Here is a 20,688-nt window from a genome sequence, read left to right on the forward strand (position 1 = left end):
GAGCTAATCAATGCCAAAACGTACAGACATAAAATCCATCCTGATCCTGGGTGCCGGTCCGATTGTTATTGGTCAGGCCTGTGAATTTGACTACTCCGGTGCGCAGGCGTGTAAAGCTCTGCGTGAAGAGGGTTACCGCGTTATTCTGGTGAACTCAAACCCGGCAACCATCATGACCGACCCGGAAATGGCCGATGCGACCTACATTGAGCCGATTAACTGGGAAGTTGTGCGCAAAATCATCGAAAAAGAGCGTCCGGATGCTGTCCTGCCGACCATGGGTGGGCAGACTGCCCTGAACTGTGCTCTGGAACTGGAAAGACAAGGCGTTCTGGAAGAGTTCGGCGTCACCATGATTGGTGCAACCGCCGATGCGATTGATAAAGCAGAAGATCGTCGTCGTTTTGATAAAGCGATGAAAAGCATCGGTCTGGATACTGCGCGCTCCGGTATCGCACACACAATGGAAGAAGCATTTCAGGTGGCTGATGATGTTGGCTTCCCTTGCATCATCCGTCCTTCCTTTACTATGGGCGGTACCGGTGGCGGAATTGCCTATAACCGGGAAGAGTTTGAAGAGATCTGTACCCGCGGGCTGGATCTTTCCCCGACCAATGAGTTGCTGATTGATGAATCACTGATTGGCTGGAAAGAGTATGAAATGGAAGTGGTCCGTGACAAAAATGATAACTGTATCATTGTTTGTTCCATCGAAAACTTCGATGCCATGGGGATCCATACCGGTGACTCCATCACTGTTGCGCCGGCACAGACGCTGACCGACAAAGAATACCAGATCATGCGTAATGCCTCGATGGCCGTATTACGTGAAATCGGTGTGGAAACCGGCGGTTCTAACGTCCAGTTCTCCGTTAACCCGGAAAATGGTCGCCTGATTGTTATCGAAATGAACCCAAGGGTATCGCGTTCGTCCGCCCTGGCATCTAAAGCGACAGGCTTCCCGATTGCGAAGATCGCCGCAAAACTCGCCGTAGGTTATACGCTGGATGAGCTGATGAATGATATTACCGGTGGACTGACGCCGGCATCCTTCGAGCCTTCCATCGACTATGTTGTGACCAAGATCCCGCGTTTTAACTTCGAAAAATTCGCCGGCAGTAATGATCGCCTGACCACCCAAATGAAATCTGTCGGTGAAGTCATGGCAATCGGCCGCACGTTCCAGGAATCTGTGCAGAAAGCACTGCGCGGCCTGGAAGTCGGCGCCAGCGGATTTGACCCGAAAGTCGAGGCTGAAGACCCGGAAGCCCTGACCCGTATCCGCCGCGAACTGAAAGATGCCGGTAGCGACCGTATCTGGTATATCGCCGATGCTTTCCGTCTGGGGATGTCCGTGGATGGCGTTTTCAATCTGACCAATATCGACCGCTGGTTCCTGGTGCAGATTGAGGAGCTGGTTCGTCTGGAAGAGCAGGTTGCCCGCCAGGGACTCAATGGCCTGACGGCCGGTTTCCTGCGTCAGCTGAAACGTAAAGGGTTCTCGGATCTGCGTCTGGCCAAACTGGCCGGTGTTGCGGAAAGCGAAGTCCGCAAACTGCGTCAGCAATATAACCTGAATCCGGTCTATAAGCGGGTGGATACCTGCGCGGCAGAATTCGCGACCGATACCGCTTACATGTATTCCACTTATGAAGAAGAGTGTGAAGCTAACCCATCTACCGATCGTGCCAAAATCATGATCCTGGGGGGCGGCCCGAACCGTATCGGTCAGGGTATCGAGTTTGACTATTGCTGTGTTCACGCGGCGCTGGCCTTACGTGAAGACGGTTACGAAACTATTATGGTGAACTGTAACCCGGAAACCGTATCTACCGACTACGATACCTCCGACCGTCTCTATTTTGAGCCGGTGACGCTGGAAGATGTACTGGAAATTGTCCGCATCGAAAAACCTGAAGGCGTCATTGTACAGTACGGTGGTCAGACACCACTGAAACTGGCCCGTGAGCTGGAAGCTGCCGGCGTACCGGTGATCGGTACCAGTCCGGATGCCATTGACCGTGCCGAAGACCGTGAACGTTTCCAGCAGGCCGTTGATCGCCTGGCGCTGAAGCAACCGGCGAATGCCACCGTAACCGCTCTGGAGCAGGCCGTCGAAAAAGCCGCGACCATCGGTTATCCCCTGGTGGTACGTCCTTCTTATGTTCTGGGCGGTCGGGCGATGGAAATCGTCTATGACGAACAGGATCTGAAGCGTTACTTTATGACTGCGGTGTCCGTCTCAAATGATGCGCCGGTTCTGCTGGACCGCTTCCTGGATGATGCGGTAGAAGTGGATGTCGATGCCATCTGTGACGGTGAGCGGGTACTGATCGGCGGGATCATGGAGCATATCGAACAGGCAGGTGTTCACTCCGGTGACTCCGCATGTTCATTACCGGCTTACACGCTGAACCAGGAAATCCAGGATGTTATGCGTGACCAGGTCAGTAAGCTGGCCTTCGAGCTGAATGTCCGTGGTCTGATGAACGTACAGTTTGCGGTTAAAGATAACGAAGTGTATTTGATTGAAGTTAACCCGCGCGCTGCCCGTACGGTACCTTTTGTCTCGAAAGCGACCGGTGTTCCGCTGGCGAAAGTGGCTGCCCGTGTGATGGCCGGTAAAACGCTGGCGGCTCAGGGAGTGACAGAGGAAGTGATCCCGCCTTATTATTCGGTGAAAGAAGTGGTTCTGCCATTTAACAAGTTCCAGGGCGTTGACCCGATCCTTGGCCCTGAAATGCGGTCTACCGGTGAAGTGATGGGCGTGGGCAGAACCTTTGCCGAAGCCTTCTCCAAAGCGATGCTCGGTGCTCAGGCGACGATGAAAAAGTCCGGTCGTGCGTTATTATCCGTCCGTGAAGGTGATAAAAAGCGTGTGGTTGACCTGGCGGCTAAGTTACTGAAATTCGGTTACGAGCTGGATGCAACACACGGTACTGCTGTGGTACTGGGGGAAGCCGGGATTAATCCACGCCTGGTCAATAAAGTTCATGAAGGTCGTCCGCATATTCAGGACCGTCTGAAAAATGGTGAATACAGCTATATCGTAAACACCACAGCCGGACGTCAGGCCATTGAAGACTCCCGTCTGATCAGACGCAGTGCACTGCAGTATAAAGTCCACTACGACACCACGCTGAACGGTGGTTTCGCGACAGCGATGGCGCTGAATGCTGACCCGACCGATCGTGTAATTTCGGTTCAGGAAATGCATGCTGAAATAAAAGGCTAAGACCTTACCCGGATAAGCAACCCTGTTTCAGGGTTGCTTATCTCTGTCCGCACTGGCTTCTCACTCCCCACTGTTGTTTTATTTCCTACTGCTGACTGCTGACTGCTGACTGCTGACTGCTGACTGCTGACTGCTGACTGCTGACCTTTTACTTCTTACCTCTTACCTCTTACCTCTAATGGCTAATGGCTAATGGCTAATGGCTATCTGTCTCAATCCGGGAATAACGCGAGTCTCGCCGTGCTCTGGTGTTCTGCCAGCCGGATGACTCACAGGCAGGCATTATGTGCAGGGCGGGGGTTTACCCCCGGACTCACTTAACCGGGGATCCTGTCCGTCAGAAGTATGACGCAAGGCACCGGATAATCTGTGACCGGCTGACCGCCATCAGAGCAGGTGGTCATGCCATACCGTATTTTCCGGCTAATCAGTGTATGCCTTTATTATTTTTATCAGGGGAAGTTGCTACTTTTTGGTTACCGCTGAAATTCTCCCCGTATATGACTTTTCTCTGAAAGTAATACCCTGAATAAGTCGTGATAAATGTTCTACTTAGGATCTTCATCGTAGATTGCCGGCTTATTTATATCATTCTAAGGGTTATCACTAAAAAAGAGTTGTTGTCTGCCTGATGATAATAAAAATGGCTATGCCAGATTATAGGGGGGCGGGAGAATTATTTAACCAGAGTGAGTTTATATTACCCGGTTATTCCCATCGTCCGATAGCTGTGGTTTCTGACATCAGGAAATCTTTTATTTTTTATCTGAAGCAGGTCCGTCAGTTCACCGTCTGAAGTCACCCTGGTTCAGCGGCCCCTGGGAGGATGATTTATTAAGTCGCTTAACTTTTCAGAGGGGGAAGCCCGGCACCCCGGGGTAAGTCATTCTGCCGGAACGAAGGGAGCATCTCTGCAGGGGAGTATTGAGGGTGGCACCCGTTTTCGTTTTACAGCAACTTACGGACTTAACGAGGGGCCGGACCGGACATACCATGACGAGTCGGGTGTGAATATTCCGGTACGACTCCACCGGGAACATGATTATTGCCGGGCCGGAGGTAATACCCTTCGCAAAATGTCAGCTACCGGACTAAGCCGCAAGGCGCGGGTAAGTAAATCTTCGCCAGAGTCGCCGTATTGATCAGGATATTATCGGGGCTGAAACCGGTATCCGGGAATACGATTGACCGGGAAAAGCACCGGCGAATGGCATTCAGGAAGATGACGAGCGGCCGGGTTACACCCCCGTTATCAGAAAGCCTCCGGTGTTATAAAGTTGCTGACGACGTCTCTGTTCTCTGGCAGTGATTATCTGTCCGGCAATGGAGCAGATCACTAAAGAAAAACGGAGGTCGCCGGGGCCTGATGACTAACTCTGAACTCTGGCCGGGGATTCGCGTGGAACGGAACGACACCAGGGCCGTAAGGTGTCATCGCACTCTTACGAAGATAAAAATGATATTCAAAACATCCGGGGTCGAGGTTCAGTGGCAAATACGACCCATCCTCAATCGCGTCCGGTGACGTTTGGTATCCGTATTTTCCCCCTGCTAAACGCAGGGATGTGAATCATTACTTTGCCGGGGATGCGTGGGGTGTTGCGTACTATGCAGGTTACAGAACAGTACAGATTACAAAAAGTGCCCCCTTATTGATGAGAGACAAAATGCAATTTGCGACCGGAAGAAATTATCAATTTACAGACAATGGGTTACGGATTCCCTTCACTCTGGCAGACGGTCAGAGTATGAATGATGAAAATACCCCGACCCCCGGGTCTGATAATTCAGACGGTATCAATCTGGTCCGGTTTAACGATGATTTTTAGTGTTAAAAACAGCAGGTAAGGGACGTTTAATTCATTTCAACGCGGCGGTGAAACCGCCGGAGTTCCTGAATTGGGCAAATACCGGGACCGTCAGCCCTGTTAAGGCAGGACTTTGTGCCGGAGAAGGGTTTAGTGAAATAATGACCAATCCCTATCGACGAAGTCGATCCCTTTCCGTATGATGGCGCCAATTTTTCCAGCGGGTTAATGTAATGATTAGTTTGATTGCTGCAATGGCGGCAGATCGGGTTATCGGTATGGATAATGCCATGCCATGGAATTTGCCAGCGGATCTGGCCTGGTTTAAAAAACAGACCCTGAATAAACCCGTGATCATGGGGCGGCGTACGTTTGAGTCCATTGGCCGGCCACTGCCCGGACGACTGAATATCGTGATCAGCCGTTCAGCGGGTACCGCTGAGGGCGTCAGCTGGGTCACTTCCCCCGAAGAGGCGCTGAAACTGGTCGCCGATGCGCCGGAGATCATGGTGATCGGCGGCGGTAAAATCTATGCTCAGATGCTGGAAAAAGCCGACCGGCTCTATCTGACACATATCGATGCAGAAGTCGAAGGAGATACCCAGTTTCCGGATTACGATCCCGATCATTGGCAGTCTGTATTCAGTGAGTTTCATGACGCAGATGCGAATAACACCCACAGCTTCTGTTTTGAGATCCTGGATCGTCGGGTCTGCACTGACTGACGGAAAATCACTCTCGTCCGTAAAGAATAATATTCTGCCACAGGGGAATCAGCCCCTGTGGCAGGTCCTTGTTATGACATGCAGTAATAAGTAACGTATTTCCTTTTATTCTAAAATAGACCTTCCTCACAGTTTTAATCTCCCATTAAAATTAATCTGTATCGCGTTGTGAATGATAGAACTCTCCCCGTCTGGTCATATTTTTTAATAAATTCATCGGTAATTACGGATTGACAGGATATCGGTTTACCCGTGGGCGCGGTTCAGACTTTTATTTCCTGATGCCCGTAGTTCGGGTTATTTTCTGAAGAACCGTATTGTCCCGGGAATATAGGATTTTATCCTTCCGGATAATTACCGGGATACTTTTCGCCGGACGGGTAAAGGTGGTTTTTTCAGTAAACGCGGCTCGCGTATAGCCGTAAATACGGTATCCCGTATTTTGAAGATTTCACCCTGAATATTAAAAAAGTGCTCAGTAAGGATTATCCGGGCACGATGATTTGCGGAAAATTGATCATCCTGCAAAGGACTGGTGCTGTAAATTAAGGAGATTAGGATGACCCGATATTTGCAATTAGCAGAACAGATTATTGAGGACGCAGGGGGAAAGAAAAATATCCGGACACTCGTCCACTGTGCGACACGGCTGCGTTTTAAACTGCATCATACCCCGGCAGGGGCAGCGGACCGGATAAAATCTCTGGACGGGGTTATCGCCGTCGTCGAAAGCGGGGGGCAGTTCCAGGTGGTCATCGGCAATCATGTGGGCGAGGTGTTTCGTGCCATTGAAAGCTGCCTGGCCGGAACCGCCGTGACTTCTCAGCAGCCCGTCCACGGCTCTGAGCGCGAAGATGAAAAGAACCCCGCAGCGTCTCTGCTGGCACGCTTTATCGATCTGGTTTCCGGGATTTTTACTCCGGTCCTGAGTGTGATGGCAGCCTCCGGGATCCTGAAAGGATTTCTTGCGTTGTTTGTGGCGCTGGACCTGCTGGATCCGCAAAGCGCGACTTATCAGGTCTGGTTTGCAGCCAGTGATGCTCTGTTCTATTTCTTCCCGATGGTTCTCGGTTATACGGCCGGTAAGAAGTTCGGTGGCTCGCCGTTCCTGACGATGGCCATCGGTGGCGCACTGGTTCACCCGACTATCCTGTCACTTGCGGAACCGGCGAGCTTCTTCGGTATTCCGCTGACGTTGATCAATTACAGTTCCTCGGTGATCCCGATTATTTTCTCTGCGTGGCTGAGTTGCTGGCTGGAGAAAACGCTTTACCCGCGCCTGCCTGAATCCATCCGCAATTTTACCGCCCCGCTGATTTGTCTGATAGTGATTGTCCCGCTGACCTTCCTGGTGATCGGGCCGCTGTTTACGTTCCTCAGCCATCTGCTGGCCAGCGGTTATCAATGGATTTACGATATCGCGCCCTGGATTGCCGGGATTTTCCTTGGCGCAGTGTGGCAGGTCTGTGTCATTTTCGGCCTGCACTGGGGCCTGGTGCCTGTCGCAATCAACAATCTCAGTGTGCTGGGATACGACACCATCATTCCGTTGTTACTGCCAGCGGTAATGGGTCAGGCCGGTGCAGCCCTTGGGGTGTTTCTGGCAACCCGGGATGCCCGGCTTAAAATGCTGGCCGGGACATCGGTGACGGCGGGCATTTTCGGTATTACAGAGCCGGCAATCTACGGCGTGACATTGCCCCTGAAACTGCCTTTCCTGTTCGGGTGTATTGCCGGGGGACTCGGGGGCGGCATCGTGGGTCTGTGCCAGGTGAAAGTCTGGTCATTCGGACTGGTGAGTATTTTTTCTGTGACACAGATGATCCCGGCCAGCGGGATAGATCTTACCGTCTGGGCTGCGATCGGTGCGGCAATCCTGGCACTGTTCCTGTCTTGTCTGCTGACGTTCCTGTTCGGGGTGCCTCGTACCGGGCCAACTCACAGCACAGTGAACAATGGATAACATGGCCGGCCTGTCGCAGTTATGACAGGCCATGCGTGATTGGAGTGATTCATCATCATCAGGGAGAGAGTTATGAAGTTATTTCCGGAACATTTTCTGTGGGGAGGCGCGATTGCGGCCAACCAGGTGGAAGGTGCATGGCGTGAAGGAGGGAAGGGGCTATCGACATCCGATGTTCTGCCGGAAGGTCTGTTCGGGCGCCTTGATGAGCGCGGGTCTGATAATGAATATCTGAAGGACGTGGCGATCGATTTCTATCATCGCTACCCGCAGGATATCGCGTTATTTGCTGAAATGGGATTCACCTGCCTGCGCCTGTCGATCGCGTGGAGCCGTATTTTTCCCCGCGGTGATGAGGCGGCACCGAATGAAGCCGGGCTTGCGTACTATGACGCGATTTTTGCTGAACTGGCAAAACACAGGATCCTGCCAGTAGTGACACTTTCTCATTACGAGATGCCCTGGGCATTAGTTAAAGAATACGGTGGCTGGGGAAATCGTCAGGTCATTACTTTCTTCCTGCATTATGCCAGAACGGTGTTTCAGCGTTACCGCCACCAGGTGCGTTTATGGCTGACGTTCAATGAAATTAATATGTCACTGCATGCGCCCCTGACCGGTGTTGGTATCCCGATGGAGAGTTCGCCGGGAGAAATTTATCAGGCCATCCATCATCAGCTGGTGGCCAGTAGCCTGACGGTCAAAACCTGCCATGAAATGATCCCGGGAGCCAGAATAGGCAATATGCTGCTGGGCGGTTTACAGTATCCGTTAAGCAGCAAACCGGCCGATGTGATGGCGGCCATGGAGGCAAACCGGCACTGGTTATTTTTCGGGGATGTGCAGGTCAGGGGAGAGTACCCGGGCTATATGCAACGTTATTTCCGCGATAATGCGATTGAGCTGCATATCACCGATGAAGATCGTGACGCTCTCAGACACGGCGTGGATTTTGTCTCATTCAGTTATTACATGTCCGGATGTGCCAGTGCCGAGCCGGAAAAATATCTGCAACAGCGCGGAAATATCCTGAACATGATCCCGAACCCGCACCTGAGTGCATCGGAATGGGGGTGGCAGATAGACCCGCAGGGATTACGGATACTGCTAAACCTGCTCTGGGATCGTTATCAAAAACCGCTGTTTATTGTAGAGAATGGCCTGGGGGCACGGGATCAACTCACGGCGGAGGGCCAGGTTAACGATGATTACCGCATCAGTTATCTGAATGATCATCTGCAACAAGTCCGGGAAGCTCTGGACGATGGTGTGGATATTATGGGGTACACCAGCTGGGGGCCTATCGATTTAGTCAGTGCTTCCAAAGGTGAACTTTCCAAGCGCTATGGCTTTATTTATGTCGATCGCCACGACGATGGTACCGGGACGCTGCAACGTTACCGTAAAAAAAGTTTCGGCTGGTATCAGTCGGTGATTGCCAGCCGGGGGGCCGTACTGAAATAAGAGAAAATTCAGGGGCGGTCACGGAGCGACGGCCCCGGAAGGTTAACTCTTTTTCTTCTGCAGGGAAGGCTGGTGGAAATACTGCTGGTCTTCCCAGCGCAGCAGGGTCAGCGTTCCGCCCCAGCAGCATCCGGTATCCAGCCCCAGAATCCCCGCCGGCATGCCTTTACCTTCCAGCGATGCCCAATGACCGAAGGCAATGGTATAGCCTTCACGCACCGGGCCTTCCAGCATAAACCAGGGTTTGAGCGGCGGTGTCGCTTTTTCCGGAACATCTTTGCAGATCATGTCCAGCTGTCCGTTCGGAAAGCAATAGCGCATCCGCGTCAGTGCATTTGCACTGAAACGCAGCTTAGCCAGTCCGCTGAGTTCGGGGGTCCAGTTATTTGGCATATCGCCGTACATGGCATCCAGGAATAACGGATAGCTGTCACTGGAGAGTATGACTTCCAGTTCCCTGGCACAGGCTTTTGCGGTTTCGATATCCCACTGTGGTGTGATCCCGGCATGGGCCATCACCAGTTTTTTCTCTTCATCCACCTGCAATAATGGCTGACGACGCAGCCAGTTGATCAGGTCATCGCAGTCATCGGCGGCCAGCAGCGCGGCCAGATTATCTTTAGGTTTGTTGCGACTGATCCCGGCATACACCGCCAGAATATGCAGATCATGGTTGCCCAGCACCAGCCGGACAGAGTCACCCAGTGACTTCACTTTTCTCAGCACAGCCAGTGAGTCCGGGCCACGGGCGACTAAATCACCGGTCAGCCAGAGTTCATCCCTGGCCGGGTCAAAACTGACCTGATCCAGCAATGCACAAAATTCAGTGTAACAACCGTGAATATCGCCTATCAGATACGTACTCATGTAAATCCTGTCAGCATAAACCCCGGGCCTGCAGAGACAGACCAGAGGGCGGCTTAATGAAGCTGAGTAGAGACAGCAAGGCGAAACACAGGGATCGGGGTAGTAAAACGCTCGCCGTTTTCGTCTTCCATGACATAGTGCCCCTGCATGGTACCTATCGGCGTTTCGAGGACGGCACCACTGGTATACTGGTATTCGTCACCGGGCTTTATCCGCGGCTGTTCACCGACCACCCCTTCACCCTGAACCTCTGTCTCTTTCCCGTTACCATTAGTGATTAACCAGTAGCGCTCACGTAACTGCACTTCAGAGTGCCCTAAATTACGGATGGTGATGGTATAAGCAAACACATAACGTTCTTCCTCAGGCAGTGACTGCGAGGCGGCATAAAATGTTTGTACATGTACGTAAACGCGTCTGGATCCACTCATGATTAACTCTCCCGGGGTTGTTCCGGATGCTCTGTCAGCCAGTGTGCCAGCTGGCAGTATTGGGCAATCGAGATATTCTCTGCCCGCAGGGTATCATCAATACCAAGATCAGAAAGTACCCCGGCAGAGAACAGGTGACCGAGGCTGTTGCGTAATGTCTTACGACGTTTCCCGAAGGCTTCTGTCGTGATCCGGCTGAGGATTTTGACATCCACTTCAGGATACGGAGAACGGGTATGTGGCACCAGGCGCACGACGGCAGAATCTACTTTCGGTGGCGGAGTAAAGGATTGTGGCGGTACTTCCAGCACCGGGATGACCTGACAGTAGTACTGAGCCATAACCGTCAGACGGCCGTAAGCCTTACTGCCGGGGCCTGCCACCAGGCGATTGACGACCTCTTTCTGTAGCATAAAGTGCATATCTTTAATGGCACCCGGATAGCTAAACAGATGGAACATCAATGGCGTTGAGATATTGTAAGGCAGGTTACCGAAAACACGTAACGGTTGCCCGCGCTCAGCGGCCAGTTCAGCAAAATTGAATGTCATCGCATCCTGCTGAAAAATAGTCAGTTTCGGACCCAGGAATGGGTGAGTCTGCAGGCGGGCAGCCAGATCACGGTCGAGCTCGACCACCGTCAGCGCATCGACTTTTTCACCGACCGGTTCGGTCAATGCCCCCAGGCCGGGACCAATCTCCACCAACGCATCACTGGTAAGCGGATGGATGGCTGAGACAATGCTGTCAATAATATATTGATCGTTCAGGAAGTTCTGCCCGAAACGTTTACGGGCGTAGTGCCCCTGATGGACGCGATTATTCATTACTGCTCTTAATCATATTGATGGCGAGTTTAATCGCCGTAATAAAGCTGCCCGGATCGGCCTGACCACGACCTGCCAGTTCAAGGGCAGTTCCATGGTCGACTGAAGTCCGGATAAATGGGAGACCCAGGGTAATATTTACCGCCCGGCCAAATCCCTGATATTTTAACACCGGCAGTCCCTGATCATGGTACATCGCCAATACAGCATCGGCATGTTCAAGATATTTTGGCTGAAACAGGGTATCGGCTGGCAGCGGCCCGATGAGCGTAATGCCCTGCTGGCGCAACTCTTCCAGTGCCGGTTCGATAATATCAATTTCTTCACGTCCCATATGCCCGCTTTCGCCGGCATGAGGATTTAATCCGCACACCAGAATTTTCGGTTCAGGAAGATGAAATTTCTGCTGTAAATCCCGATGAAGGATGGTGATCACTTCGTGCAGGTTTTCCCGCGTAATCGCGGCAGAGACGTCTTTTAACGGAAGGTGTGTGGTGGCGAGAGCGACCCGTAATTCGGTCGTCGCCAGCATCATGACGACTTTATGGCAGCCGGCACGATCCGCAAAAAATTCGGTATGCCCGGTAAAAGGTATCCCGGCGTCATTAATCACGCCCTTATGGACGGGGCCTGTGACCAGAGCGGAAAATTCTCCGGCAAGACACCCATCACAGGCGGTCGCGAGAGATTCGACCACATAGGCACTGTGACTGGCGGACAGTTTGCCGGCGGTCACTGCCGCAGGTAAATCCACCGGCAGCAAGGTCAGTGTGCCGGCTTTCTGTGCGGCGGCAGGGCGTTCCGGCTGGTAATCGGTCAGCGTGACGGAGATCCCAAGCTGTGCGGCTCTGTCCAGTAACAGTTGCCTGTCGGCACAGACCACTAACTGAACTGGCCAGTCAAAGCTGGCCAGTTGTAACGTCAGGTCAGGTCCAATCCCGGCGGGTTCGCCGGGAGTGATGACGATACGTGGTATATCAGTCATTGTTATCCAGAACTTTCACATAAGCAGATGCGCGTTCTTCCTGCATCCAGGTCTGCGCTTCTTCTGCGAATTTACGGTTAAACAGGATACGATAGGCACGATCTTTCGCCGCCTCATCCGTTCTGTCAACCTGACGGGTATCCAGCAACTGGATCAGATGCCATCCGAAGGAAGAACGGACAGGCTGGCTCAGCTGGCCTTTTTTCAGGTGCATGACCGCATCACGGAACGCCGGGTCATAAATGTTCGGCGATGCCCAGCCTAAATCCCCGCCCAGATTGGCAGAGCCCGGGTCATCAGAATATTTATTGGCGGCGTCGGCAAAGGTCAGTTTGCCATCACGGATATCCGCGGCGATCTGTTCAATTTTGGCATGAGCCTGCTGATCATTCATTATCGGGGTCACTTTGATCAGGATATGGCGCGCATGAACTTCCGTAACCGAAACGTTCTGAGATTCACCACGCATATCGTTCACTTTCAGAATATGGAAACCGACACCCGAACGAATAGGACCGACGATATCACCTTTATGGGCGGTGCTTAATGCCTGACTGAACAGGCTTGGCAGCTCTTCAATTTTGCCCCAGCCCATATTGCCGCCTTTCAGCGCCTGAGGGTCGGCAGAATAGGTGACGGCCATTTTTCCGAAATCGGCACCGTTTTTCAGCTCACCGACCAGTTTTTTTGCCAGAGCTTCTTCATCATCAACCTGTTGCTGGGACGGATTTTCCGGTAACGGCAGCAGGATCATGCTGAGGTTAATTTCTGTGCCCGGCACGTTTTGCGCTGAAATCTGTTTGGCCAGATTATTCACCTCTTCAGGGAGAATAGTAATACGGCTTCTGACTTCGTTATTACGAACTTCTGCGATCAGCATCTCTTTACGGATCTGATTACGGTAATCGTTGTAATTCACCCCGTCGTAGGTCAGGCGGCTGCGTAACTGATCCATACTCAGGTGGTTCTGCGCGGCGATATTCTGAATTGCCTGATCCAGTTCCTGGTCACTGATCTGCATGCCGGCACGCTGGCCCATCTGAGTGATGATGCTGTCCATAATCTCGCGTTCGAGGATCTGATGACGTAAGGTCTGATCATCTGGCAACTGCTGGCCGGCCTCCTTTGCCTGAGTTTTCACAGTGCGCATCAGGTCATCAACATCGCTTTCAAGAACCACACCGTTGTTGACGATCGCTGCGACTTTATCAATCATCTGTGGTGCAGCCAGAGCAGTCGTTGCCTTAAGCGCGACACACAGAATCAGCATTCTCCAGTTCTTCATACTATTTCCATCGTTGTTACCGCTATGCGGAATTTACCGGCCATACATTACAACATCAAAACGCTGACTGATAAGGGATAATCCCCTGGCTCAGCATTTGACTGGTTCCCAGACTATAGTTTGAACTCAGGCCCCGGAACTCAATGTTGAATGAAATCTGGTTGTCATATTTACTTGTATCGTTTTCCCAGCCATTGATCTTACGCTCATAGCCTAAACGGATGGCATAACAACAAGAACTGTATTGAACACCTAACAGTTGCTCAGCAGGTTTACGGTTACGGGTATCGTAATAGTAAGCGCCGACCACTGACCATGCATCTGCGATAGGCCAGCTGGCAGTTGCGCCCGCCTGCGATATCCCGTTTTTGTAAATCGGGCTGTTCAGCAAGGATTCATCGTTCAGTGCTGCAGCAACATACTGAGGGCTGCTATAACGGTAACTCAACTGCACCATGCGGTCGGCGTCACGACGATATTCCAGTATCGCATTCCCCTGGGAGACATTATCCAGTTTGGTATCATATTGCAGACCCCCACGGACACCCCAGCGATCGCTGATCTTCCAGTACGTATCACCGGCCCAGGTCAGGCTACCGGTGCTGTCTTCATCGTCGATTGATGCAATTCCCGTACGTGCAGGGGTAAACGAATATATCTGACCCACAGAAATGTTAAATCGTTCAACCAGATTACTATCATAAATGCGGGAAGTAACCCCGGAGGCGACCTGATTCGCAGATGCGATGCGATCCAGACCGCTATAAGTCCGGTCACGGAACAGCCCGGTATAGTCAGTTTGTAATAAGGTCGAGTCGTAAGGATAGATATCGCTCTGATTACGGTAAGGCACATACAGGTACTGAACACGAGGTTCCAGGGTCTGGGTATACCCCGGAGACCAGTCCATGTCCCGGTCAAAGACCATCCGGCCATCGACTTTAAACTGCGGCATCGTCCGGTTGACGGAATCTTTCAGATTATAACGGGAGCCGTTTTCTGTCAGGTCACCGCTGTTGTAATCATCCAGGTTATCCTGCTGATAATGTGTCGCCAGCAGTTTTGCTTCGGTATTCAGGCTGGCCCAGCTGTTGGACAGAGGTAAGTCCAGGGTCGGTTCGACATGCAGACGGGTAGCCTGCGGATAACGCGGGTTGGTATTGGTAAAACGCGCCACCTGACCAAAGACATGGCCATCAAACGGGCCGATATCATTCTGATAAAGGTTAACATCAAGCTGCGGCAGGGTGCGGTAAATATTACTGTTGGTGCGTGAGAATGTCTGGAAGTCACGCGTGGATAAGGTAGCATCCCAGTGAGTATCGGCATAACCAATACTGAATTTCTGCGAGGCATAACCATCCGTTGAACTGTAATATTTCGAATCCAGGTCGTTAAAGTAGTAAGTATCACTGACTTTGGTGTAGTCGGCATTGAACCGCCAGTGTTGATCATAAACACCGGAATGGCGCCAGTAGAACAACCAGCGGTCAGAGCTGGCACTGTCGGCGATACCCCTCGCGGATTTTTCGTTGTTATATTGCTGATCCGAAGGCAGGTAATCCAGCTCCATCAGCCCGCCGCCTAATCCGGAAAGATAGCGGAATTCGTTTTGCAACTGCATCCCACGCTTGCTCATGTAATGAGGCGTGATCGTGGCATCCATTTGTGGCGCAATATTCCAGTAATACGGCAACATAAACTCGAAGCCGTTATTATTGCCATATTTCGCATTCGGGATCAGGAACCCTGAACGGCGGCGGTCACCGATCGGCAGTTGCAGGTAAGGGCTGTAAAAAACAGGAACCGAACCGATTTTGAAGCGGGCATTCCAGATTTCGGCGACTTCTTCCTGACGGTCCTGAATGATTTCAGAGCCGACCACACTCCAGCTATTACTGCCGGGCAGGCAGGAGGTAAAGCTGCCGTTTTCCAGGATGGTGTAGCGGTTATTATCACGCAGTTTCATCTGGGTCGCGGTGCCACGGCCCTGGCGTCCGACCATCTGATAATCGCCATTCCAGACGTTAGTATCTTTATTATTCAGGTTGGACCAGGCTTTTGAGCCCTTCAGAATTACCTGATTGTCGTCATAATGAACGTTGCCCAGTGCATCGACAGTACGGGTCGGTGTACTCTGGCCGGATTGCTCATTCTGATGAAGTTGTATTTCATCGGCCTGCAGCTGTCCGTTGCCCTGATTAACGATGACTTTACCGGAAAAAACGGAATTGTTCGGATACGTTCCCTTCGCCGAGTCAGAGTTGATGGTGACGGGTTGCTCATTAGGCGTTCCGCTGGTGAGCGGGCGATTATATGAGGGAACGCCCAGCATACATTGCGACATCAGGTCATCTGCAAGGGTATGCTGACTGTAGAGCGCTGCACCAATCATCGTGGCAAGCAGGGTAGGTATACGTTTATTCATACGCAGTATCTGGGATTCCGTTAAAACTGGCATCATGCCGACAATTGGCGAAGACTAACTTACCGCATTATGAAGCCGGTGTTAATCCTGATCTATCCGGTTTGCCGATAGGCGGTTGAGTAAATGACGGGTATGATAATGCAAATTTCGACCTGAAGCATGGCGAATTGAGGAGTTTATGCGCTATTGGGGTAAAGTAATTGGATTTATGGTGGGTCTTTTCTCTGGCGCCGGCTTTTGGGGCGTGGTTCTGGGGATGATGATTGGCCATGCCATCGATAAAGTCATGAGCAGTAAGGGGCAGGGATATTTTTCTGACAACCAGTCACGTCAGAACCTGTTTTTCCGCACCACATTTCAGGTGATGGGGCATCTGACCAAATCGAAAGGACGGGTCACCGAAGCGGATATTCAGGTCGCTTCCGCGTTTATGGATCGTCTGCAACTGCACGGAGAGTCCCGCCGATCGGCTCAGCAGGCATTCCGCGAAGGTAAAGACAGCCAGTATCCGTTACGTGAGAAGTTGCGGGAGTTTCGCAGTGCCTGTTTCGGACGTTTTGATCTGATCCGCATGTTTCTGGAAATCCAGGTTCAGGCGGCTTTCGCCGACGGAATTCTGCATCCCAGTGAACGGCAGGTCTTATATGTGATTGCCGAAGAACTCGGTATCTCCCGCGGACAGTTCGATCAGTTTCTGCGGATGATGGCGGGGGGCGAGCAGTTCTCCGGGGGGAGTTATTCCCGCCAGGAACAGTATCAGCACGCGCAGCGTGGTCCGACGCTGGAAGATGCCTGCAGTGTACTGGGTGTTAAGCCTGGTGACGATCCGACGACCATTAAGCGGGCGTACCGCAAACTGATGACTGAACATCATCCGGATAAACTGGTGGCGAAGGGATTACCGCCGGAGATGATGGAAATGGCGAAACAGAAGACACAAAAGATCCAGTCTGCTTACGACATGATCCGTAAAGAGAAAGGGTTTAAATAGTCCGGGAACAGAGCCGTTACCGGTGCGGGAAACGGCTCTTTGAGTGACTGCCGGTCAGAAACCGGCAGGCTGGCGAAACGTCATCGGCGTGCCGTACGCCGGATGCGTGATCGTCAGTGATTCTGCATGCAGTAACAGACGATCGGCCATTGCTAAGGCTTCAGGATGTGCATAGAACCGGTCTCCCAGAATGGGGTGGCCCAGCGCCAGCATATGTACCCTGAGCTGATGTGATCGCCCGGTAATGGGTTTCAGTTCGACCCGGCAACTGGCATCATCACAATACTCCATTACCCGCCATTCCGTCTGCGCCGCTTTCCCGGTGTCGAAGCACACTTTCTGCATCGGCCGGTTCGGCCAGTCACAGATCAGTGGCAGGTCGACCAGTCCCTTTTCTGCGGCCGGATGGCCCCAGATGCGGGCGATGTAGGTCTTCTGAGGTTCGCGCTCACGGAACTGACGTTTCAGTTCCCGTTCAGCGGCTTTGGTCAGAGCGACCACAATCACACCGCTGGTGGCCATATCCAGACGGTGAACCGACTGTGCCGCCGGATAATCACGCTGAACCCTGAGCATGATACTGTCATGGTGTTCCGGCAAACGCCCCGGCACGGACAACAGCCCGCTCGGTTTATTCACCACCATGATATGGCTGTCCTGGTAAAGGATATGCAGCCAGGGTTCGGTGGGAGGATTATAGGGTTCCATACACGTTTCCATCGGGGGCCGAAGCCCCCGTAACCGGTTACTGGTGGGTGACAACAATCAGCCGTAAAGCATCCAGCCGCCAGTTTGCCTGAGCCAGGCTTTCCATCACTTCCTGGCGGTTGGTTTCCAGTGCTTCGACTTCATCGTCACGGATATTCGGGTTCACTGCCTGCAGGGCACGTAACCTGTCCAGTTCAGCCGTCAGTGTCTCATCCGCCTGATGGCGGGCTTCTTCAATCACGGCCTGCGCATCGGTCACCACCAGTTCTTCCCCCCGGGTCAGGATCTGATAAACATCCTGCTGGACCGCATTCACCAGTTTGCTACCGGTATGACGGTTGACGGCACTCAACTGACGGTTGAAGCTTTCAAATTCAACCTTCGCCGCCAGGTTATTTCCGGCTTTATCCAGCATCAGACGCAATGGGGTCGGTGGCAGGAACCGGGTCAGTTGCAGGTGTTTAGGTGCCTGTGCTTCCACCACATAGACCAGTTCAACCAGTAAGGTCCCGACCGGCAGTGCTTTATTTTTCAGTAAGGAAATGGCGCTGCTGCCGGTATCACCGGACAGGATCAGGTCCAGACCATTACGGATCAACGGATGTTCCCAGGTAATAAACTGGGTATCCTCGCGGGAAAGCGCCTGTTCACGGTCAAAGGTGACAGTACAGCCTTCTTCCGGTAACCCCGGAAAGTCCGGTACCAGCATATGATCCGACGGCGTCAGGACAATCAGATTATCACTGCGGTCTTCCTGATTAATACCGACGATATCGAACAGGTTCAGGGCAAAATTCACCAGTTCGGTATCGTTATCCTGCGCGGCGATGGCCTCTGCTAACCCGACAGCGGCTTCACCCCCGTTGGAGTTCAGCTCCAGCAGACGGTCACGCCCTTGTTCCAGCTGTGCTTTCATAGCATCATGTTGCTGACGGCAGTCGGCAATAAATTCATCCAGCCCTTCGGTTTTTTCCGGTGCGGCCAGATACGTCAGCAACTGCGGATGTACCTGGTCATAGACCGTACGTCCGGTCGGGCAGGTATGCTCAAAGGCATCCAGCCCTTCGTGGAACCAGCGCAGCAATACGGCCTGAGCGGTGTTTTCCAGCCAGGGAACCAGGATCTGAATGTCGTTCTGTTGCCCGATGCGATCCAGACGTCCGATACGTTGTTCCAGCAGATCCGGGTTGAAAGGCAGGTCAAACATGACCAGCCGGCTGGCGAACTGGAAGTTACGTCCTTCAGAACCGATTTCCGAACACAGCAGCACCTGTGCTCCCTCTTCCTGTGAAGCAAAGAACGCCGACGCTCTGTCACGTTCAATAATCGACAGGCCTTCGTGGAAAACGGCGGCACGGATACCTTCCCGCTCACGCAGGAATTGTTCCAGTTGCAGTGCCGTCGCGGCTTTGGCGCAGATCACCAGCACTTTCTCTTTACGGTTTTCCAGCAGATAGTCGGTCAGCCATTCGACACGCGGGTCAAAGGCCCACCAGGTACCGGAATCGCCTTCAAACTCCTGATAAATCTGCTCAGGGTAGAGCATATCGCGGGCGCGTTCTTCGGCGCTTTTACGGCTGCCCATGATCCCGGAGACCTTGATGGCCGTCTGGTATTGCGAAGGCAGCGGCAGGCGGAATTGCTGCAGCTGACGTGAAGGGAAGCCTTTAACACCCTGACGGGTATTACGGAACAAAACGCGGCTGGTGCCGTGGCGATCCATCAACAGGGAGACCAGCTTTTTACGAGCCTCAAGGCGCAGTTCATCGCCGCTGTTTGCCCGGGCGATCAGTGCGGAAATATCCTGGTCGCTGATCAGGTCATTGATCATCGCTTCTTCGCTGGTCGCGATAGGGGTATCCGCCAGTAAAGAGGTGACGGCATCGGCGACCGGCTGGTACTGCTCCTGTTCTTCAACAAAAGACTGATAGTCGTGGAAACGGTCCGGATCCAGCAGGCGCAGACGGGCGAAATGGCTTTCCATACCCAGCTGCTCCGGAGTGGCGGTCAGCAGCAACACACCAGGAATGTTTTCAGCCAGTTTCTCGACCACCAGATATTCACGGCCAGGTTTACCTTCAGACCAGGACAGGTGGTGGGCTTCATCGACCACCAGCAGATCCCATTCCGCCTCAGACATCGCTTCCAGGCGCTGCCGGTTCTTACAGGCAAAATCGAGTGAACAGATGACCAGCTGTTCGGTAAAGAACGGGTTGCTGGTGTCAAACTGTGCTTCGTTGTAGCGGTCATCATCGAACAGCGCAAAGCGCAGGTTGAAACGACGCAGCATTTCAACCAGCCACTGGTGCTGTAGCGTTTCAGGGACCACGATCAGTACACGTTCAGCACGGCCCGCCAGTAGCTGCTGCTGAATGATCATCCCGGCCTCAATGGTTTTTCCAAGGCCGACTTCATCGGCCAGTAATACGCGCGGTGCATGGCGACGGCCCACATCGTGGGCAATATGCAACTGATGCGGGATCAGGTTCGTCCGCATGCCGCGCATACCACTGACGGGCAGACGATATTGCGCACTCTGATATTTACGGGCGCGGAAACGCAAGGCAAAGCGATCCATCCGATCGAGCTGACCGGCAAATAACCTGTCCTGAGGTTTGCTGAATACCAGTTTACTGTCGAGCATGACTTCACGCAGGCTGACATCATTTTCCTGAGTATCCGTACGTGTCCCGGTGTAGGTCATGACACCGTCATTATCCCGGACACTTTCTACGGTTAACTGCCAGCCTTCATGGCTGGTGATGGTATCGCCCGGGTTAAAGATGACCCGGGTAATAGGAGAATCATTACGGGCATACAGTCTGTTTTCGCCAGTAGCCGGAAAAAGTAAAGTGACCATACGTGCATCGATAGCGACGACCGTCCCCAGTCCAAGTTCACTTTCTGTATCACTAATCCAGCGCTGACCAAGTGTAAAAGGCATAAATAATTAGCTCGATTCTCTTAACGT

General features: G+C 52.5%; 12 protein-coding genes and 1 pseudogene. 5 read left to right on the top strand and 8 right to left on the bottom strand.

Annotated elements, in window-relative coordinates:
• Window positions 1-10 precede the first annotated feature (10 nt).
• The 4 genes and pseudogenes from carB to ascB all read left to right on the top strand — a co-directional run bounded on the left by carB (window position 11) and on the right by ascB (window position 9,195).
• Complete coding sequence (gene carB, locus ABD035_RS01560) at window positions 11-3,235, top strand: carbamoyl-phosphate synthase large subunit (protein WP_212713087.1); 3,225 nt, start codon at window positions 11-13, stop codon at window positions 3,233-3,235.
• Between the two features lie 2,041 nt (window positions 3,236-5,276).
• Window positions 5,277-5,768 carry a type 3 dihydrofolate reductase gene (folA, locus tag ABD035_RS01565; protein WP_212713086.1) on the top strand — a complete coding sequence of 164 codons (492 nt, stop codon included), beginning with the start codon at window positions 5,277-5,279 and terminating at the stop codon, window positions 5,766-5,768.
• A 559-nt stretch (window positions 5,769-6,327) separates the two neighbouring features.
• Window positions 6,328-7,692: pseudogene (locus ABD035_RS01570) on the top strand (PTS transporter subunit EIIC); the annotation flags it as partial.
• 111 nt (window positions 7,693-7,803) lie between these two features.
• Complete coding sequence (ascB, locus tag ABD035_RS01575) at window positions 7,804-9,195, top strand: 6-phospho-beta-glucosidase (protein WP_343867124.1); 1,392 nt, start codon at window positions 7,804-7,806, stop codon at window positions 9,193-9,195.
• Window positions 9,196-9,237: 42 nt separating this feature from the next.
• Here ascB and apaH read toward each other — a convergent pair whose 3' ends face one another.
• Genes apaH through lptD form a run of 6 tightly spaced genes read right to left on the bottom strand, consistent with a single transcriptional unit; the run spans window position 9,238 to window position 16,018 of the window.
• Window positions 9,238-10,062 (bottom strand): bis(5'-nucleosyl)-tetraphosphatase (symmetrical) ApaH, encoded by an 825-nt coding sequence (gene apaH, locus ABD035_RS01580; RefSeq protein WP_212713083.1) that lies wholly within the window; start codon window positions 10,060-10,062, stop codon window positions 9,238-9,240.
• Between the two features lie 53 nt (window positions 10,063-10,115).
• On the bottom strand, window positions 10,116-10,493 hold the full coding sequence (gene apaG, locus ABD035_RS01585; RefSeq protein ID WP_212713082.1) for a Co2+/Mg2+ efflux protein ApaG: 378 nt from the start codon (window positions 10,491-10,493) through the stop codon (window positions 10,116-10,118).
• A gap of 2 nt (window positions 10,494-10,495) precedes the next feature.
• Window positions 10,496-11,320 carry a 16S rRNA (adenine(1518)-N(6)/adenine(1519)-N(6))-dimethyltransferase RsmA gene (gene rsmA / locus ABD035_RS01590; protein WP_343867127.1) on the bottom strand — a complete coding sequence of 275 codons (825 nt, stop codon included), beginning with the start codon at window positions 11,318-11,320 and terminating at the stop codon, window positions 10,496-10,498.
• On the bottom strand, window positions 11,313-12,305 hold the full coding sequence (pdxA, locus tag ABD035_RS01595; RefSeq protein ID WP_343867129.1) for a 4-hydroxythreonine-4-phosphate dehydrogenase PdxA: 993 nt from the start codon (window positions 12,303-12,305) through the stop codon (window positions 11,313-11,315). The genes rsmA and pdxA overlap by 8 nt, the downstream gene beginning before the upstream one ends.
• A complete protein-coding gene (gene surA / locus ABD035_RS01600; protein ID WP_212713079.1) occupies window positions 12,298-13,590 on the bottom strand; it encodes a peptidylprolyl isomerase SurA in 1,293 nt (430 codons plus the stop codon). The genes pdxA and surA overlap by 8 nt, the downstream gene beginning before the upstream one ends.
• Window positions 13,591-13,645: 55 nt before the next feature.
• Complete coding sequence (gene lptD, locus ABD035_RS01605; RefSeq protein ID WP_212713078.1) at window positions 13,646-16,018, bottom strand: LPS assembly protein LptD; 2,373 nt, start codon at window positions 16,016-16,018, stop codon at window positions 13,646-13,648.
• A gap of 178 nt (window positions 16,019-16,196) precedes the next feature.
• On the opposite strand from lptD, the gene djlA reads away from it, so the two are divergent.
• On the top strand, window positions 16,197-17,009 hold the full coding sequence (gene djlA, locus ABD035_RS01610) for a co-chaperone DjlA (RefSeq protein WP_212713077.1): 813 nt from the start codon (window positions 16,197-16,199) through the stop codon (window positions 17,007-17,009).
• A gap of 54 nt (window positions 17,010-17,063) precedes the next feature.
• On the opposite strand, the gene rluA is transcribed toward djlA, so the two are convergent.
• Entirely contained in the window at window positions 17,064-17,717 is a 654-nt protein-coding gene (gene rluA / locus ABD035_RS01615; protein WP_212713076.1) for a bifunctional tRNA pseudouridine(32) synthase/23S rRNA pseudouridine(746) synthase RluA, read from the bottom strand.
• A 37-nt stretch (window positions 17,718-17,754) separates the two neighbouring features.
• On the bottom strand, window positions 17,755-20,661 hold the full coding sequence (gene rapA / locus ABD035_RS01620) for an RNA polymerase-associated protein RapA (RefSeq protein WP_343867135.1): 2,907 nt from the start codon (window positions 20,659-20,661) through the stop codon (window positions 17,755-17,757).
• Between the last annotated feature and the right edge of the window lie 27 nt (window positions 20,662-20,688).

The sequence above is a fragment of the Tatumella terrea genome (assembly GCF_039523755.1).
Lineage (GTDB): Bacteria > Pseudomonadota > Gammaproteobacteria > Enterobacterales > Enterobacteriaceae > Tatumella > Tatumella terrea.

Bases quoted from the DNA above. Each gene is read 5' to 3' on its own strand.
- carB (WP_212713087.1), top strand. From the start codon at position 11: ATGCCAAAACGTACAGACATAAAATCCATCCTGATCCTGGGTGCCGGT.
- folA (WP_212713086.1), top strand. From the start codon at position 5,277: ATGATTAGTTTGATTGCTGCAATGGCGGCAGATCGGGTTATCGGTATG.
- ascB (WP_343867124.1), top strand. From the start codon at position 7,804: ATGAAGTTATTTCCGGAACATTTTCTGTGGGGAGGCGCGATTGCGGCC.
- apaH (WP_212713083.1), bottom strand. From the start codon at position 10,062: ATGAGTACGTATCTGATAGGCGATATTCACGGTTGTTACACTGAATTT.
- apaG (WP_212713082.1), bottom strand. From the start codon at position 10,493: ATGAGTGGATCCAGACGCGTTTACGTACATGTACAAACATTTTATGCC.
- rsmA (WP_343867127.1), bottom strand. From the start codon at position 11,320: ATGAATAATCGCGTCCATCAGGGGCACTACGCCCGTAAACGTTTCGGG.
- pdxA (WP_343867129.1), bottom strand. From the start codon at position 12,305: ATGACTGATATACCACGTATCGTCATCACTCCCGGCGAACCCGCCGGG.
- surA (WP_212713079.1), bottom strand. From the start codon at position 13,590: ATGAAGAACTGGAGAATGCTGATTCTGTGTGTCGCGCTTAAGGCAACG.
- lptD (WP_212713078.1), bottom strand. From the start codon at position 16,018: ATGAATAAACGTATACCTACCCTGCTTGCCACGATGATTGGTGCAGCG.
- djlA (WP_212713077.1), top strand. From the start codon at position 16,197: ATGCGCTATTGGGGTAAAGTAATTGGATTTATGGTGGGTCTTTTCTCT.
- rluA (WP_212713076.1), bottom strand. From the start codon at position 17,717: ATGGAACCCTATAATCCTCCCACCGAACCCTGGCTGCATATCCTTTAC.
- rapA (WP_343867135.1), bottom strand. From the start codon at position 20,661: ATGCCTTTTACACTTGGTCAGCGCTGGATTAGTGATACAGAAAGTGAA.